This window comes from Halorientalis salina (genome assembly GCF_005049285.1).
Lineage (GTDB): Archaea > Halobacteriota > Halobacteria > Halobacteriales > Haloarculaceae > Halorientalis > Halorientalis salina.
Map to the genome: position 1 here is coordinate 21,714 of NZ_SOSC01000006.1, position 14,790 is coordinate 36,503.

A 14,790-nucleotide genomic window follows, 5' to 3' on the forward strand; every position below is an offset into this window, starting at 1 on the left:
CACAGTGGTCAGTCGTCGCCAACTCATCGTGGTCGGGTTAGTCGTCCTCAGCATCAGTTACGTGATCGCGGGGGGTCTCGGACAGCCGACGTCGACCCCGACCGAGAAACGCGACATGAGCGACGCCAAGTTGGTCCAGCCGGTCGAGAACGGGAGCTACCTCTGGCCGTACACCTCCCGGCACAAGTCCACGTCGGGGCGGACGCTAGCGATCAACCTCATCATTCACGGCGACGACGAACGCGTCAGAACGGTGCTGACCGAGCAGACGACGCTGAACTGGGAGCTGACCGAAACCGTCGCGAACAACAGCACGAGGCGAGCGGCCAACGAGTCCGTCGGACCGGACGTACAGGCGAACGACTCGGTTGGGGGGCCGACCGTGGAAGACGACGGGTCGAACGGGACAGTGACGGGGACCGACTCGCCGGTCGGGACGCCGACCGGGACCGAGACGCTCGTCGGGACGGCAAACGGGACCGAGACGCCCGTCGGGACGGCGACGGCCAACGAGTCGAACGCGACCAACGGCACGGAGCGGACCAACAGGACCAGGGTGTTGTCCCTCGCGGTCGACGAGGCGGCGATCGACTGGAACGACGCCCACGGCTCGACGCGGTACTCCTACATCGACGCGCGGCCCCGTGGCGGCGAGGCCGTCTGGCTCGACGAGAGCTATCAGGTCCACGCCGGCGACTACTTCGGGAGCCGGTACCACATCCGGGCGTACACGGTGCCGCGGTCGGAGTGGACGGCGATCCAGATCCACCAGGAGTACTGGGACTGGTTCCGGCTGCGCCACACGGTGACCGACATCCGGAACTCGCGGCACGCGCTCGAATCGGACTTCCTCGAACAGCCGTACGTGACTGACGTGCGACGGGAGTACTACGGCGTCAACGGGGGCTGGAACGACGGCTGGCTCTCGGAGATCGTCCTCGCGCCGGGGCTGGCGGTCGCGCTCGTGCTCGGCCTGTTCACGCGGGAGACGCGCAGGGAGCTACAGCGGGACGGCCGGCTCGTCCTCAGCTGGGTGCGCCAGAACGTCCGCGGGTTCGTCCTCGCGGGGGTGTTGGCGGGCCAGTACCTGGGTGTCAGGAGCGCGGGCATCGTCCTGGAGTCGGTCCAGCCCGAGTTGGACCCGCGAACGTACATCGTCGTCCTCTATCCGGCCATCGCCGTCGGCCTCCCGATCGTGGCGTTCGTGTTCGCCCAGCCGTTCGGTGCGACCTCGCGCTTCGAGCGCCTCCAGCGGGTCGCCCGCTGGCTCGGCCCGCCGCTCGACGCGTTGCCGGCGCTCGGCTTTACCGTGGCCGGCCTCGGCTGGGCGTTCGTCGTCGACTTCGGCGGGCTCGGCATCACCTCGGTCCCGGTCCAGCTCGCGCTCCACCGGATCGCGCTGTCGGTCGCGCTGGGGTTGATCGCCGCCGGCGCGACCCGCATCGACGAGCGGGGCGGCGGCCTCCTGCTGGTCGGCATCGTCGGCTGGATCGTCGGCCTCGGGATGCCCCTGTTCGGGTATCTCTGAAGCGCGTTCGGCAGCCGGTTACCCATCGGACGAGGGGGTCCCGTTTTGACGCCCACTCGCGGACCCGTTTCCGGCCGGTCCCGGTCCAGGTATCAGGGACCCGTCACTGTGGGCGACCACGTCACAGTCACAGCAGCGAAATCGAACGGCGGCGTCACCGGGCGTTCTTCGGGTTCCGTCGGCCATCGGCGAGAACAGGTGGTTGAGAGCGTTCGTGTCGACGACGGCCTGAAGTGTACGTTCGATGTCGCCCGGGACGGCGAGTTCGTCGGCGATGGCACGGACCACCGCGACGCGTGACACGTCGCGAGCCCGCGGGTCGTATTCGACGGTCGACAGAGGGTCGCTCACACCCGACTGTATCGGCCGGTGAAGGACTCGGAGAGCAACCCGCCTTCGAGCGGTCGGGAGAGGGGCAGTACCGTCGCGTGCTCCGAGAGGGTCACGGCGTCGTCGTCCCAGTCGATCAGACCCGCAGCCCGGAGCTTCGGGAGATGAACGTGGAGAAGGGAGACAAGCGTCTGCTCGGCGGTGAGACGGGCCGGTTCGTCGTCCGACCCGAGGATCGTGAGCTGCCGGGCGAGCCCCGAGACCGTCTCCGATCCGCCGCTGGCATCGAGCGCCCGAAGCACGCGGCGGCGAGTGCTGTCGGACAGCGCCTCGAAGACGGCGTCTTTCGTCGTTCGCTCGTCAGTTGGCCGGTCGCTGGCTGATGACTCCATACGGGAGTTGTGGACGGCACACCAATGATTCGATTGCCTGAGCAGTCATGGCGTTTAATCCGTCCGAGAATCGGACCTGAAAGCGCTCCTGTAACGAGTAGTGTCACGTTTCGTTGGCGTTTCATCGGCCGTTGCTCGCGCGTTGCCTCTCGTCGAGGAGGGTTCGCGTGAGCACCGTGTTCGCGCCCCGCCGGACGCGTTCGGAGACGGCCTGTTCGGAGATGCCGAGGTCCTCGGCGAGTTCGGCGAACGTGACCTCGCGGGGAACCTCGAAGTAGCCGCGTTCGACGGCCGTGGACAGCGTCTCGTACTGGGCGTCCGTCAGCCCGTAGGGGTTCCCGACGACGGGGTCGGGCAGCGCGTACACGCGGGAGAGTTGATACGTGATGCCGTGCTCGCGACAGAACTCGTGGAACTCGGACATGCCCTCGTGTGTCTCGAAGCGGATGCGGAACGTCCAGGCGTCGGTCCCGCGGGCCCTGAGGATCGTCGCGTCCGTTTCGGCGATGCCGGTGACGAGTTGCTCGGCGGGCTCCTCCCACTGGATCTTGTAGAGTGCGCTTTCGTCCAGACGGTCCAGCACCTCGAACGTCCGGACGCTCTCGGCCGAGGAGAGGTGATCCTCGAACTCCGCGAGACCATCACCGTAGCCCCACACGTACGGCATGACGCGTTTGGCCGCCGGGACGACCCGCTCCAGTTCGACGGTCAGCGTGGGATGGGCCGCGACGAGTTTCCCCAGGAGGAACTCCTCGGCCTCGATGGTGAACTCGGCGATGACACTCATAGGAACCGTACGGCGCGACGGTCGAAATAGTTCGTAGCCGGATTGCAAGCGATTCGATGCGAACTGCTGGCCTAGATCGGCACGGAGTCGGGCAGGTACTCGACGAAGTACAGCGCGGCGAGAGCGAGCCACGTCTGGAAAATTAGCGTGCCCAGCGCCGAGAGGGCGAGGAACTCCCAGTCGCGCATCTCCGCCAGGCCGGCGGGAACCGTCACCATCCCGCGGGTGAAAAGCAGGGCGTTGCTGGCCGGGACGACGATCCGACCCCAGCGGTCGAACCAGCCGTCGAACCGGTCCAGGGCGTCCTCGCTGACCCGGAACCACGGCTTCTGGAGGAGGTACTCCCGACCGCCCCGCTTTGCCAGTTGGAACAGACAGAACTGACCGATGGTCGCGCCGACCACGGCAACGAGGATGGCCGCGACGTAGCCCGGCACCGAATCCATCACGAACAGCACCGTGATGGGGATGAGACTCTCGCTGGGGGCGAAGTACAGCAACATCGCGCCTTCGAGGACGAGGATGAAAAACAGGGCGGCGAGGCCGTACCGGTCGAGCCAGCGCTGGGTCGCCGCGGCGTCGCCGATCATCGCCAGCGCGATGCCGGCCCCGGCCAGTACCAGCGCGAGACCCGCCAGGAGAAACGGACCGTAGTCCGACAGGAACCGCCGGATCGGACCGCCGGTCGAGACCTCCGACGCCATTTGATTCGTGTGTCGCCGACGACGACCAAATGTCTTGTGAGACGAACGGAACGACGACCGGCGCGAACAGTGGGTTTTTGCGCGCACCGTCGATACCTGGGGTATGGACCTCACACATCGCCCCCGACGGCTGCGACGCGACGGCGTCCGGTCGCTCGTCAGCGAGGTCGACCTCTCGGCCAGCGACCTCATCGCCCCACTCTTCGTCGACGCGACGACGGACGAACGCCAGCCCATCGAGTCGATGCCGGGCCACGAGCGCGTCCCCGTCGACGAGGCGGTCGCCCGCGTCGAGGAAATCCGCGAGACCGGCGTCGAAGCGGTCATCGTCTTCGGCATCCCCGAGTCGAAGGACGACCGCGGCTCCCGCGCCTGGGCCGAAGACGGCGTCGTCCAGCGCGCGGTGCGAGCGATCACCGCCGAGACCGACGCCTACGTCATCACCGACGTCTGTCTCTGTGAGTACACCGACCACGGCCACTGTGGACTCATCGAAGATGCCGCCGCCGAGTCCCCGGACCTCACCGTCAGGAACGACGAGACGCTCGACCTGCTCGGGAAGATCGCGGCCTCACACGCCGAGGCCGGCGCGGAGATGATCGCACCGAGCGGGATGATGGACGGGATGGTCGGCGCGATCCGGGAGCGACTGGACGCCGACGGGTTCACCGACGTGCCGATCATGAGCTACGCGGCGAAATACGAGAGTGCCTTCTACGGCCCGTTCCGGGACGCCGCCGACGGTGCGCCCGCCTTCGGCGACCGTCGCCACTACCAGATGGACCCCGCCAACGCCCGCGAGGCGATGCGCGAGGTCGAACTCGACGTCGAACAGGGCGCGGACGTGCTGATGGTCAAGCCCGCGCTCCCCTACCTCGACGTCGTCAGCGCGATCCGCAGGGAGTACGACCACCCGGTCGCCGCCTACAACGTCAGCGGCGAGTACGCGATGCTCCACGCCGCCGCCGAGAAGGGGTGGCTCGACCTCGAAGGGGCCGCCTACGAGTCGTTACTGTCCATCAAACGGGCCGGTGCGGACCTGATTCTCACCTACTTCGCCGAGGACATCGCGGACCGGCTGTAGTCGGGCAGTTTCGGTCGGTTTCTCGGTCAGAAAACGTCGGTATCGGTTGAAGGGAGTGGCGGCTGGACCGTACGGTGTGGACCGAACCGCGCTGATCGCCGTCCTGACGGCCGGCTGTGCAGCGGTCGCGTTCGCCGTCGGCGCGGCCGCCCTCGACGACGCCGCACCCTCCGTCTCCGTGGAGTCGCCCGGGGGCGAGGTCACCGCACAGAACAACACCACCGCCGCCAACGACAGCGGAGCGAGCGGTGACTCGATCGACGGAGAGAACGACGGAGGCGACTGCGTCGACTGCGGCCTGCTTGACCTCCGGTCGCTGCTCGCCGGATACCTCCCGGGCATCGACAGCCGGCTCCTGTTCGGGGTCACGGCGCTCGTCGTCGTCGGACTTGGCCTCGCGGGCCTCCGCCGCGGTGAGACGGTGGCCGCGGAGACCGAAGAAGGGGAGCCGGACCGGGGGCTGGACCGCGAACCGCACCGGGCGGGGACGCCCGAGTTCGCCGCGCCGGACGCCGAGGCGACCAACGACGTGTATCGCGCCTGGCAGCGACTGGTCGACCGCGTCGAGGTGGCCGGACCCGAGACGACCACGCCCCGGGAGTACGCCCGGCGGGCGGTCGAGGACGGGTTCGACCCCGAGGCGGTCGACCGGCTCACCGACCTGTTCGACCGGGTGCGGTACGGCGACGCGCCGCCGACCGAGCGCCGGGAACAGCAGGCCCGCGACGCCGCGGAACGACTCGACGACGGGGGTGAGCGCTGATGGAGCGCGTGTTGCTGGCGGTCGGGTTCGCGACGACCGGCGCGGGCCTCGTCCTCACGCTGACGCCGCTCTCGGTGGCGGGAACGGGGTGGACGCTGTTCGCACTCGCCGGCGTCGCGGTGGTCGCACTCGCCGCCGGGACTCTGACCGGGCTCGAACGGTCCGTGACCAGCACGGCCTCGGGGCAGTTGCCGACGCCGGACGGTCGAACCGGCGTCCGGGTCCCGGGCGAGGGGTTCGATCGCCAGCTCGGGGACCTGTCAGTCGGTTCCGGGGACGATCTGGACGCGCTCCGGGACCGACTCGAAGCAGTCGCGCTGGCGGTTCTGGCCGAACACCACGACTGTTCGCGAGCGGCCGCCAGGGACCGACTGGAACGGGGAGACTGGACCGACGACCCGCGGGCGAGCGCCTTCTTCGCCGACGACCCCGCACCGCTCACCGAGCGGTTCCGGACCGTGGTGACCGGCGAACCGACCGCGACTCGACGGGCGCGCCGGGTCGTCGACGAACTGACCGCGCTCGGGGAGGACGAGGACGGATGAGCGTCGATGAGGAGGGCGAGATCGAGGCCGGCGTCCGTCGGACGGGCCGCTGGCGGGGAGTCGGTGCCGCGGCCTTGCTCGCCGGTGCGATCGCGCTGGTGACCCGGACGCCGGCACTGCTGTTCGTCAGCGCCGCCGGCGTGGCCCTGCTGGCCTACGAGCGGGTCGTCTCCCCGCCACCCGTCTCGCTGGCCGTCTCGCGGACCGTCGACGACGAGGACCCGGAACCCGGAGCCATCGTATCGGTCACGCTCACGGTCCGGAACGTCGGGGAGCGCACGATCCCGGAACTCCGATACGCCGACGGCGTTCCCCAGACGCTCACTGTCATCGACGGGGCGGCGAGCGTCGGGACGGCGCTCAGACCCGGCGCGGCGACGACGGTGCGCTACGAGGTGGAAGCGGGCCACGGCCGTCGGGAGTTCCGGCCGGGAACGGCAGTGGTCCGCGACGTGACCGGCGTCATCGAGCGCCGGGCCCAGGTAGCGGTGAGCGGGGACGACACCGTCGGTCACCGACCGAAAGTCTCCGAGGGGGCCGCGCCGTCACTCCCGCCCATCGCGGCACGGTACGTGGGCCAGCATCCCACCGACAGGGCCGGGTCGGGGCTGACCTTCCGATCGGTCCGGGAGTATCAGCGCGGGGACCCGCTCGGTCGCATCGACTGGCGGCGACGAGCCAAGACCGGCGACCTCGCCACCGTCGAGTTCCACGAGGAGCGGGCCGTCTCGGTCGTCCTCGCCGTCGACACGCGCCTGGCGGCCGCGCTCGCCCCGTCGGCCGGCGAGCCGACGGCCATCGAACGAGCGCAGACGGCGGCAGCGACGCTGTTCAGTGGGTTGCTGGCCGAGGGGCACCGCGTCGGGATCGCGACGCTCGGCGCCGAACGGGCGTGGCTCGCGCCGAGTCGCGGTGCCGAACACGAGCACCGCGCCCGCGAGTTGCTGTCGGCAGCGCCCCCGGCACTGTCGGCCGACGGCAGCGGTGCAGAGACGGACGACTGGCTGACCGACCGCCTGCCGCCCCACGCGACGGTCGTCCTGCTGACGCCGCTCTGTGACGACGGCGTCGCCGACCTGGCACGGCGACTCGACGCGGCCGGGACGCCCGTCACCGTCTGCAGTCCAGACCCGACGGCGACCGAAACGGCCGGCCAGCGACTCGCGCGCCTCGAACGTCGAGAGCGTCTCCGGCGACTCCGGGCGACCGGGATTCCGACCGTCGACTGGGAGCCGACCGGGGACCTCGACCGCGCCCTCGCAACGGCGAGGTGGTCGGCGTGAAACCCGGCCGCGTCGCCACCGTGTGTGCGCTCGCGTTCGGGACACTGGGGTTTGTCCTGGTGGCCGTCGGCGGGCTGGCGACCGTCGTGGGCGCTGCCGGGCTGTGTTCGCTGGCCGTCGGCTGCCTCACGGGGTCGCGGTCGGCCGTCACCCTCGGCGCCGTCGGACTGTTCGCCGCGATGGTCGTTGCCGGAGTCGGCGGCGTGGGTGCGCCGACGCTCGTCGGATCGAGCGCGGCCGCCCTGATCGCCTGGACGGTCGGGCAGACGGCGACCGAGCTACGGACGGCCTTCGATGCCCGAGCGCGGACGCAGGCGCTCGAACTGACCCATGTGGCGGGCACGGCCCTCGTCGCGACCGCGGTCGGCGGGGTCGCACTCGCCCCCCAGGCGCTCACCGTGGACCCGACGCCGCTCGGAACGACACTGCTCCTGGGCGGAGCCGTCCTCCTGACCACGTCGCTGCTCGGGTCGACCCGAAGCGGCGGCGAGTAACCGGGAACCCCACCGGTCGATGCGATCCATCCCAGGCCCCATGAGACACAGTCAGACTGGTCGTCTCTAGAACCGCGAGTACGTCCAAAACCACCTTTGATTTTCATATATTCAACTAAAGTGCCACCAGATCAAATAGATCAGCTACCACACAGACGTAGAAACGCCCATTCGGATACCAGTCGGCGCGCGCCGAGTTATTCTCGGAAATTACGCCGAATCCCGGTTGACAAACGTCCGGAATTCAGCCTCACGAACGCCCAGAGACTGGACGGAATACAACCTTATATCGATAATAGTTCATTGTAATCTGGACGCTCGTCTATTATTCTCGCCCAAATTCAAACACCGTCAAGCCAACCCTTATGTAGTGGTATTCCATGACCTATTCCCGTGAGCTACCAAACGAATGGTTCAGAATCAGGGCGCATTGCGTACAAACACTCAAAGAAGTGTGCCGGAACTGTACGGGGTGAGCGCGAATGGTGAGTGAGCTGCTCGTTCCCCTGCAGTTGAGCGAGGCCGAGATCTCGGCGCTGGTCGAGGGGATCAACCTGCTGTGGGTGCTGGTCGTGACCTTCCTGATCTTCTTCATGCACGCAGGCTTCGCGATGCTGGAGGCGGGCCAGGTTCGCTCGAAGAACGTGGCCAACCAGCTGACCAAGAACCTGCTGACCTGGAGCGTCGGCGTCACGATGTTCTTCCTCATCGGTGCTGGCATCTCCAGTATGGTAGGATCGATAACCGGGGGTGGCGGTGAGTACAGCATCGTCGGGACGCTGACTGCGGGATCGAGCGGCTGGGTGTCCTGGCTGTTCGGCGCGGTGTTCGCGATGACGGCCGCGACCATCGTCTCCGGGGCGGTGGCCGGTCGCGCGAAACTCCGCGCGTACATGAGCTACACCATCCTGCTGGCAGCGGTCATCTACCCTGTCGTCACGGGCCTGACGTGGGCCGGTGGCTTCCTGGCGACCGTCGCCGGCGTCGGCTTCAAGGACTTCGCGGGCGGGATGATCGTCCACGGCATGGGCGGCGTCGCCGGCCTCACGGCCGCGTGGATGCTCGGTCCGCGCCTCGACCGCTACAACGCCGACGGTTCGGCGAACGTCATCCCGGGCCACTCGATCACCTTCGCAGTGCTGGGAACCCTCATCCTGGCCTTCGGCTGGTACGGGTTCAACGTCGGGACGGCCGCATCCGTCCTGACGGTCACGGACGCGGGCGTCATCGAACTCGGTGCGTTCAGTTACGTCGGTCGCGTCGCGATGGCAACCACGCTCGCGATGGCGATGGGTGCCATCGGCGCGAGCGCGATGTCCATCGTCAAGACCGGCAAAGTCGACACGCTGTACGTCGCCAACGGCCTGCTCGCGGGCCTGGTCGGCATCACGGCGTTCCCCGACGCGGCGACCTGGTGGGGTGCGATGCTCACCGGCGGCCTCGCCGGTGCCCAGCTCCCGCTCGTCTTCAGCTTCGTCGAGACCAGACTGAAGATCGACGACGTCTGTGCGGTCTTCCCGGTCCACGGCAGCGCCGGGATGCTCGGCGCGCTCATGTACCCGTTCGTCTCGATCAACGGGTTCAGCACGAGCGCCCTCGTCGCGCAGGTCGCTGGCGTCGCCCTCATCACGGTCTGGACGGTCGGCGCGACGACGGTCGTCTTCGGCGTCCTGAAGGCGCTCGGGCAGATGCGGGTGACCGCGGAACACGAACGCGAAGGCCTCGACATCTCCGAACACGGCGTCGAGACCTACCCCGAATTCAGTGACGGCGACCAGTCGACGGTCGCGGACGGCGGTACCATTCGGACCGACGGCGGTCACGTGAGTGAAACGGACGAGAACTCGTCGGAACTCCGTTCCGACGGCGGATACGAGCGGTTCAACGAAGGTCCCGACGGAACGTCGGGGGCACAGCAGACGGAGTCTGCTGGAGGTGACAACTAATGAGCGAAAGTGACATCCAGATGGTCGTTGCGTACATTCGTCCAGGAAAGCTAACCGCAGTCAAGAAGGGGCTGGCCGAGGCCGGCGCGCCGTCGCTGACTGTCAACAACGTTCGCGGACGCGGCAGCCAGCCGGTCAAGAAAGGGCAGTGGCGCGGCGAGGAGTACGTCGTCGACCTCCACGAGAAGGTCAAACTCGAGTGCGTCGTCGCGGACGTGCCGGCCGACGACGTGGTCGAGGCGATCAAGGAGGCCGCCCACACGGGCGACCCCGGCGACGGGAAGATCTTCGTCATCGACGTGGCCGACGCCATCCAGATCCGGACCGGCAAGAGCGGGCCGGAAGCGGTCTGATCGGCGATCTCACGGCTATTGTTTCCCCGCGATTACAGCGAACGACAGGACCCACAACCGGACAATGGATATCGACGATACTGACAGACGAATCGTGAACGCCCTGCTGGGCGACGGCCGAGCGAGCGCGCGTGACATCGCCGCCGAGACGGGCGTCGCGGCGACGACCGTCACCAAGCGCCTCTCGGACCTAGAAGACCGGGGCGTCATCGAGTCGTACATCCCGACCGTCGACTACGACGCGCTGGGGTACGACGTGACCGCCGTGTTCCGGCTCAGCGTCGAGGGCAACGGCCTGGGGACGGTCGTCCAACGCCTCCACGACCACGACCGGATGGTCGGCGTCTACGAGGTCACCGGCAGCGACGACGTCGTCGCCATCGGGAAGTTCCAGAGCACGGACAGCATGAACACCGAGATCAAGGACCTGCTCACCGACCCGTCGATCACGGCGATGAAGACCAACGTCGTCCTCGAGACCGTCCGGGAGTACGAGCAGTTCGCCGTCGACCTCGAAAACGGCGAAGCCTGATTGGGCTCTTTTTTTCCAGGTCACGCCGGGCGCAGGCCCCAGAAGAACGCGATCCCCAGCACCGTCACCACCGAGAGGAGGAGCTGGAGCGGCGCGCCCACCCGAAAGAAGTCGGCGAACTTGTACCCGCCGGGCCCGTAGACGAACAGGTTGGTCTGGTAGCCCACGGGCGTCAGGAAAGCCGTCGAGGCGGCGAAGGTCACTGCCATGACGAACGCGAAGGGGTTCGCGCCGATCTGCGCGGCCGATTCGATCGCGACCGGGATCATCAACACGACGCTCGCGTTGTTCGAGATGACGCCGGTGATGAGCCCCGTCGCGACGTAGAACACCCACAGGACGCCGATGACGGGGAGGAACTCGGCGGTCGAGGCGACCAGGCTCCCGAGGAGGTCGGCCCCGCCGGTCTGTTCGAGCGCGATGCCGAGCGGGATGATGCCCGCGAGCAACAGGATCACGTCCCACTCCACGGCGTCGTAGAGTTCGTTCGGCTTGATGACGCCCGCCACGACCATCGCGACCACGCCCATCAGCGCGGTGAGCAGGATCGGAAGCGAGAGGGCAGAGAGCGCCTCGAAGGCGGCGATCCCGGTCGCGCCGGCCAGCGCCGAGCCGATGGCCCCGAACGGGATCGCGACGAGCCCCACGACGCCGGCCATGATCGCGGCCGCGTGCGGGATCTTTTCGGTCCGATAGTCGGGGGATTCGGGTTCGTGGGCGACGATGAAGTCGTCGTTGCGCGAGAGCCGGTCGATGCTGTCCGGCGGCGCCTGGAGCAAGAGCGTGTCGCCGACGCGGAGCCGTTTTCTGTCCATTCCCTCCCGGATCGTCCCGCCACGGCTCCGGAACGCCAGGACGTTGGCGTCGTAGCGCTGCCGGAACGTCGAACTCGCCAGCGACTCGCCGACGAGGTAGGAGCCCCGGGGAATGACGACCTCGACGATGGTCTGTTCGTCCGTCGAGTCGGGTTCGAGGTCCGCGTCGGTCTCCGGTGTGCCCGACAGCGAGAGCGTCTCGCGTTCGACGAGCGTGCCGAGCGTCTCCCGGTCGGTCCGCAGCCGGAGGGTGTCCCCCGACTGGAGTTCCTTCGTGCCGATCGGCTCGAGGAACTCCTCGTCGCCCCGAACGATCTGGAGGATGTCGGCGTCGAACTCGAGTTCGTCGATGGCGGTCTCGACGGTCTTCCCGACCATCTGGGAGTTCTCGGTGACGACCACCTCCGTCAGGTACGCTTCGAGTTCGTACTCCTGGATGTAGTCCTCCTCGGCGGGGACCCGCTCGGGGAGCAGTCGGTGGCCGATAGTGAGCAGGTAGATCGAGCCGACGACGAAGACGACGATGCCGAGCTGAGTGAACTCGAACATCGAGAAGGGCTCGCCCAGCAGCCGGTCGGAGACGTCGCTGGCGAGGATGTTCGTCGACGTGCCGATGAGCGTGAGCATCCCGCCGAACATCGAGGCGAACGAAAGCGGGATGAGGAGCTTCGACGGGGAGGTCTTGCCCTTGTGGGCAATGTCGGAGACGACGGGGACGAGGATCGCGACGACGGGCGTGTTGTTGATAAAGCCCGACACCGGGCCGGCGACGCCGATCGTGGCCAGCAGTTGCCTGTCTAAGCTGTCGCCCGCGAAAGCGGCCATCTTCCGCCCGACGATCTGGACGACGCCCGTCTGGCTGATCCCCGAACTGAGAATCAACATCGCGAGGACGGTGATCGTCGCCGGGTTCGAGAACCCCGAGATGCCCTCGTTACTCGTGATCTGGGTGAAGTTGGCCACGCCGTCCGGACCGAGCAGTATCAACAGCACCATCACGAAGATGGCGGTCACGTCGATGGGCAACAGTTCCGTGACGAACAGGAACAGGGCGACGAAGATGATCCCGAAGACGACGAGCATGTCGACCGTCACGTCGCCGACGACGGTCCCTGCTGCCAGCGGCGCGGCGACGTCGAGTGTCGGGACGGGCCCCTGCATGATACGACGGTCGATGCGGGCTGCGAACTTCAAGCCGGCGAAGGCGGCGACGGAGACGTCCCGCCCGGCCCGTCGTCGCCGCCTCGGCCTTCGCGAAAATCGAAAATCCGGTCCGGTTCGGGTGGACCGGCGGCGAATCCCATGCGCATGTTTTCTGGACGTGCGTTCAGCAGGATGGCGTCTTAGGTCGAGTCGTGCCGACGGCAGGAACCACCGACCGTGAACGCGTCGACCTGGGTGCCGTCGTCGGTCAGTGTGACGCGGTAGGTGCGATCGAACGGAACCTCGGGGCTGGGCCAGCGGACGTAGAATTCGCGAGTCTCGTCGGTCGCGTCGAGTTTGGGGAACAATCCGTCGGGAATGTCGTCTGCCTCGGCGTCGCGGGCTGGCTCGGCAGCGTGGGTCACGACCTCGTCGCCCTCGTGAGAGACGGTCGCCTCGCTGACCGATATCTCGGGGCGGTCGAGCTGGACGCCGACGACGAACTCCCCCTCGTACGTCGTCACGCCCTGGAGGCGGACGCCCTCGCGTTGGGGATGCCGGGGCGCCCGCATGGCACAGGACACCGCGTTCGGGTCCTCACTCGAACCCTCACCGGAACAGCCGGCCAAGGGGACTGAGAGCAGGCCAGCCAGCAGTCTGCGACGCGTGGCGAACATATGCCGGCTGCAAGCCGGACACAGTAATTACTTTCTGCTGGTGGTCCAACGCCGCAATATGAACCACGACGAGTCGCGCGACCTGTACGACCGGGCGCTGTCGGTCATGCCCGGCGGCGTCAACTCCGCGGTCCGTGCCGCCATCGAGCCGTATCCTCCCTTCATCGAACACGGCGACGGCGGGCACGTCATCGACGCCGACGGCAACCGCTACGTCGACTGGGTGATGGGTCTGGGTCCGCTGCTGTACGGCCACGACCTGCCCCAGCCGGTCGAGGCGGCCGTTCAATCCCGGACCAGCGAAGGGCCGATGTTCGGGATGCCCACCGAGATCGAGGTCGAACACGCCGAGTTCGTCACGCGGCACGTCCCGAGCGTCGAGATGCTCCGCTTCGTCAACTCCGGGACCGAGGCGACGGTGTCGGCCTGCCGGCTCGCCCGCGCACACACGGGCCGTGACAAGATCGTCGTCATGCAGGGCGGCTACCACGGCGCACAGGAGACCACCCTCGTCGACGGCGAGTACGACGACACCCGCCCGTCGAGCCCGGGCATCCCCCAGTCCTTCGCCGACGAGACGCTCGCGATCCCGTTCAACGACAAAGAGGCCGCCCACCGCGTCTTCGAGGACTACGGCGACGAGATCGCGGCCGTCCTGGTCGAGCCCATCCTCGCCAACTACGGTATCGTCCGGCCGGTCGACGGCTACCACGAGACGCTGCGGGACCTCACCGAGGAACACGGTTCGCTGTTGATCTTCGACGAGGTCATCACCGGCTTCCGCGTGGGCGGCCTCCAGTGTGCCCAGGGGAAGTTCGGCATCGAGCCAGACCTGACGACGTTCGGCAAACTCATCGGCGGCGGCTTCCCGGTCGGGGCCATCGGTGGCGCGGCCCGGCTCATGGAGCAGTTCACGCCCTCCGGCGACGTGTTCCAGGCCGGCACCTTCTCGGGTCATCCCGTGACGATGGCCGCCGGGCTGGAATCGCTCAAGTACGCCGCCGAACACGACGTCCACGACCACATCCACGGCCTGGGCGAGCAGCTCAGGTCTGGCCTGCAGGACATCGTCGAGGACCAGGCTCCCGAGTACACGGTCACCGGCACCGACGGAATGTTCAAGCTCGTCTTTACTCGGGAAGCCCCCGATACCTTCGAAGGACATTGCGAGGGTGGCTGCGAGCAGCGCGAGGACTGTCCGCGCTACGAGCGGTGTCCCAAGACCGGTGGCGACGTGGCCGCCGGGGAGACCGACCGCTGGCGGCGCGTCTTCTGGCCGCAGATGAAAGAACAGGGCGTGTTCCTCTCGCAGAACCAGTACGAGTCCCAGTTCGTCACGCACGCACACACCGGCGAGGACGTCGAGGAGACCCTGGAAGCGTACAAGCAGGCACTTTGATTCAGTGCTGAATCG

Annotated in this window: 16 protein-coding genes; 10 read left to right on the plus strand and 6 right to left on the minus strand. The window is 67.7% G+C overall.

All coding sequences use genetic code 11. The features are described 5' to 3' along the window. The first annotated feature begins 4 nt into the window (after positions 1-4). A complete protein-coding gene (locus tag E2481_RS12040; protein WP_136717398.1) occupies positions 5-1,528 on the plus strand; it encodes a hypothetical protein in 1,524 nt (507 codons plus the stop codon). Between the two features lie 18 nt (positions 1,529-1,546). Here the strand turns inward: E2481_RS12040 and E2481_RS12045 are convergent, their stop codons facing one another. From E2481_RS12045 to E2481_RS12060, 4 genes are all read right to left on the minus strand, one after another. Further along, on the minus strand, positions 1,547-1,879 hold the full coding sequence (locus tag E2481_RS12045) for a HalOD1 output domain-containing protein (RefSeq protein WP_136717399.1): 333 nt from the start codon (positions 1,877-1,879) through the stop codon (positions 1,547-1,549). After that, positions 1,876-2,250 carry a winged helix-turn-helix domain-containing protein gene (locus E2481_RS12050; RefSeq protein WP_136717400.1) on the minus strand — a complete coding sequence of 125 codons (375 nt, stop codon included), beginning with the start codon at positions 2,248-2,250 and terminating at the stop codon, positions 1,876-1,878. The genes E2481_RS12045 and E2481_RS12050 overlap by 4 nt, the downstream gene beginning before the upstream one ends. Before the next feature lie 121 nt (positions 2,251-2,371). Next, positions 2,372-3,037, minus strand: coding sequence for a helix-turn-helix domain-containing protein (locus E2481_RS12055; RefSeq protein ID WP_136717401.1), 666 nt, complete (start codon positions 3,035-3,037; stop codon positions 2,372-2,374). A 71-nt stretch (positions 3,038-3,108) separates the two neighbouring features. Further along, positions 3,109-3,741, minus strand: coding sequence for a DedA family protein (locus tag E2481_RS12060; protein ID WP_136717402.1), 633 nt, complete (start codon positions 3,739-3,741; stop codon positions 3,109-3,111). A gap of 103 nt (positions 3,742-3,844) precedes the next feature. Here E2481_RS12060 and hemB point away from each other — a divergent pair, with 103 nt between their 5' ends. The 8 genes from hemB (at position 3,845) to lrp (ending at position 10,741) form a co-directional block, all read left to right on the plus strand. Then, positions 3,845-4,825 (plus strand): porphobilinogen synthase, encoded by a 981-nt coding sequence (hemB, locus tag E2481_RS12065; protein WP_136717403.1) that lies wholly within the window; start codon positions 3,845-3,847, stop codon positions 4,823-4,825. Positions 4,826-4,901: 76 nt separating this feature from the next. Next, positions 4,902-5,588, plus strand: coding sequence for a DUF4129 domain-containing protein (locus E2481_RS12070; RefSeq protein WP_169302433.1), 687 nt, complete (start codon positions 4,902-4,904; stop codon positions 5,586-5,588). Next, positions 5,588-6,133 carry a DUF7269 family protein gene (locus tag E2481_RS12075; protein ID WP_136717405.1) on the plus strand — a complete coding sequence of 182 codons (546 nt, stop codon included), beginning with the start codon at positions 5,588-5,590 and terminating at the stop codon, positions 6,131-6,133. Before E2481_RS12070 ends, E2481_RS12075 begins: the two co-directional genes overlap by 1 nt. Further along, positions 6,130-7,416, plus strand: coding sequence for a DUF58 domain-containing protein (locus tag E2481_RS12080; RefSeq protein WP_136717406.1), 1,287 nt, complete (start codon positions 6,130-6,132; stop codon positions 7,414-7,416). Before E2481_RS12075 ends, E2481_RS12080 begins: the two co-directional genes overlap by 4 nt. Continuing rightward, positions 7,413-7,910 (plus strand): DUF7519 family protein, encoded by a 498-nt coding sequence (locus E2481_RS12085; RefSeq protein ID WP_136717407.1) that lies wholly within the window; start codon positions 7,413-7,415, stop codon positions 7,908-7,910. The genes E2481_RS12080 and E2481_RS12085 overlap by 4 nt, the downstream gene beginning before the upstream one ends. A gap of 482 nt (positions 7,911-8,392) precedes the next feature. Continuing rightward, positions 8,393-9,856 carry an ammonium transporter gene (locus tag E2481_RS12090; protein ID WP_136717408.1) on the plus strand — a complete coding sequence of 488 codons (1,464 nt, stop codon included), beginning with the start codon at positions 8,393-8,395 and terminating at the stop codon, positions 9,854-9,856. Further along, on the plus strand, positions 9,856-10,209 hold the full coding sequence (locus tag E2481_RS12095; RefSeq protein ID WP_136717409.1) for a P-II family nitrogen regulator: 354 nt from the start codon (positions 9,856-9,858) through the stop codon (positions 10,207-10,209). The genes E2481_RS12090 and E2481_RS12095 overlap by 1 nt, the downstream gene beginning before the upstream one ends. 64 nt (positions 10,210-10,273) lie before the next feature. After that, on the plus strand, positions 10,274-10,741 hold the full coding sequence (gene lrp / locus E2481_RS12100) for an HTH-type transcriptional regulator Lrp (RefSeq protein WP_136717410.1): 468 nt from the start codon (positions 10,274-10,276) through the stop codon (positions 10,739-10,741). Positions 10,742-10,761: 20 nt separating this feature from the next. Here the strand turns inward: lrp and E2481_RS12105 are convergent, their stop codons facing one another. Both E2481_RS12105 and E2481_RS12110 read right to left on the minus strand, forming a co-directional pair. After that, positions 10,762-12,639 carry an SLC13 family permease gene (locus E2481_RS12105; protein ID WP_250137817.1) on the minus strand — a complete coding sequence of 626 codons (1,878 nt, stop codon included), beginning with the start codon at positions 12,637-12,639 and terminating at the stop codon, positions 10,762-10,764. 260 nt (positions 12,640-12,899) lie between these two features. Beyond that, positions 12,900-13,376, minus strand: a complete 477-nt coding sequence (locus tag E2481_RS12110) for a hypothetical protein (RefSeq protein WP_136717412.1) — start codon at positions 13,374-13,376, stop codon at positions 12,900-12,902. Between the two features lie 58 nt (positions 13,377-13,434). Between E2481_RS12110 and hemL the strand changes: the two genes are divergently transcribed. Continuing rightward, positions 13,435-14,775, plus strand: coding sequence for a glutamate-1-semialdehyde 2,1-aminomutase (hemL, locus tag E2481_RS12115; RefSeq protein ID WP_136717413.1), 1,341 nt, complete (start codon positions 13,435-13,437; stop codon positions 14,773-14,775). Positions 14,776-14,790 lie beyond the last annotated feature (15 nt).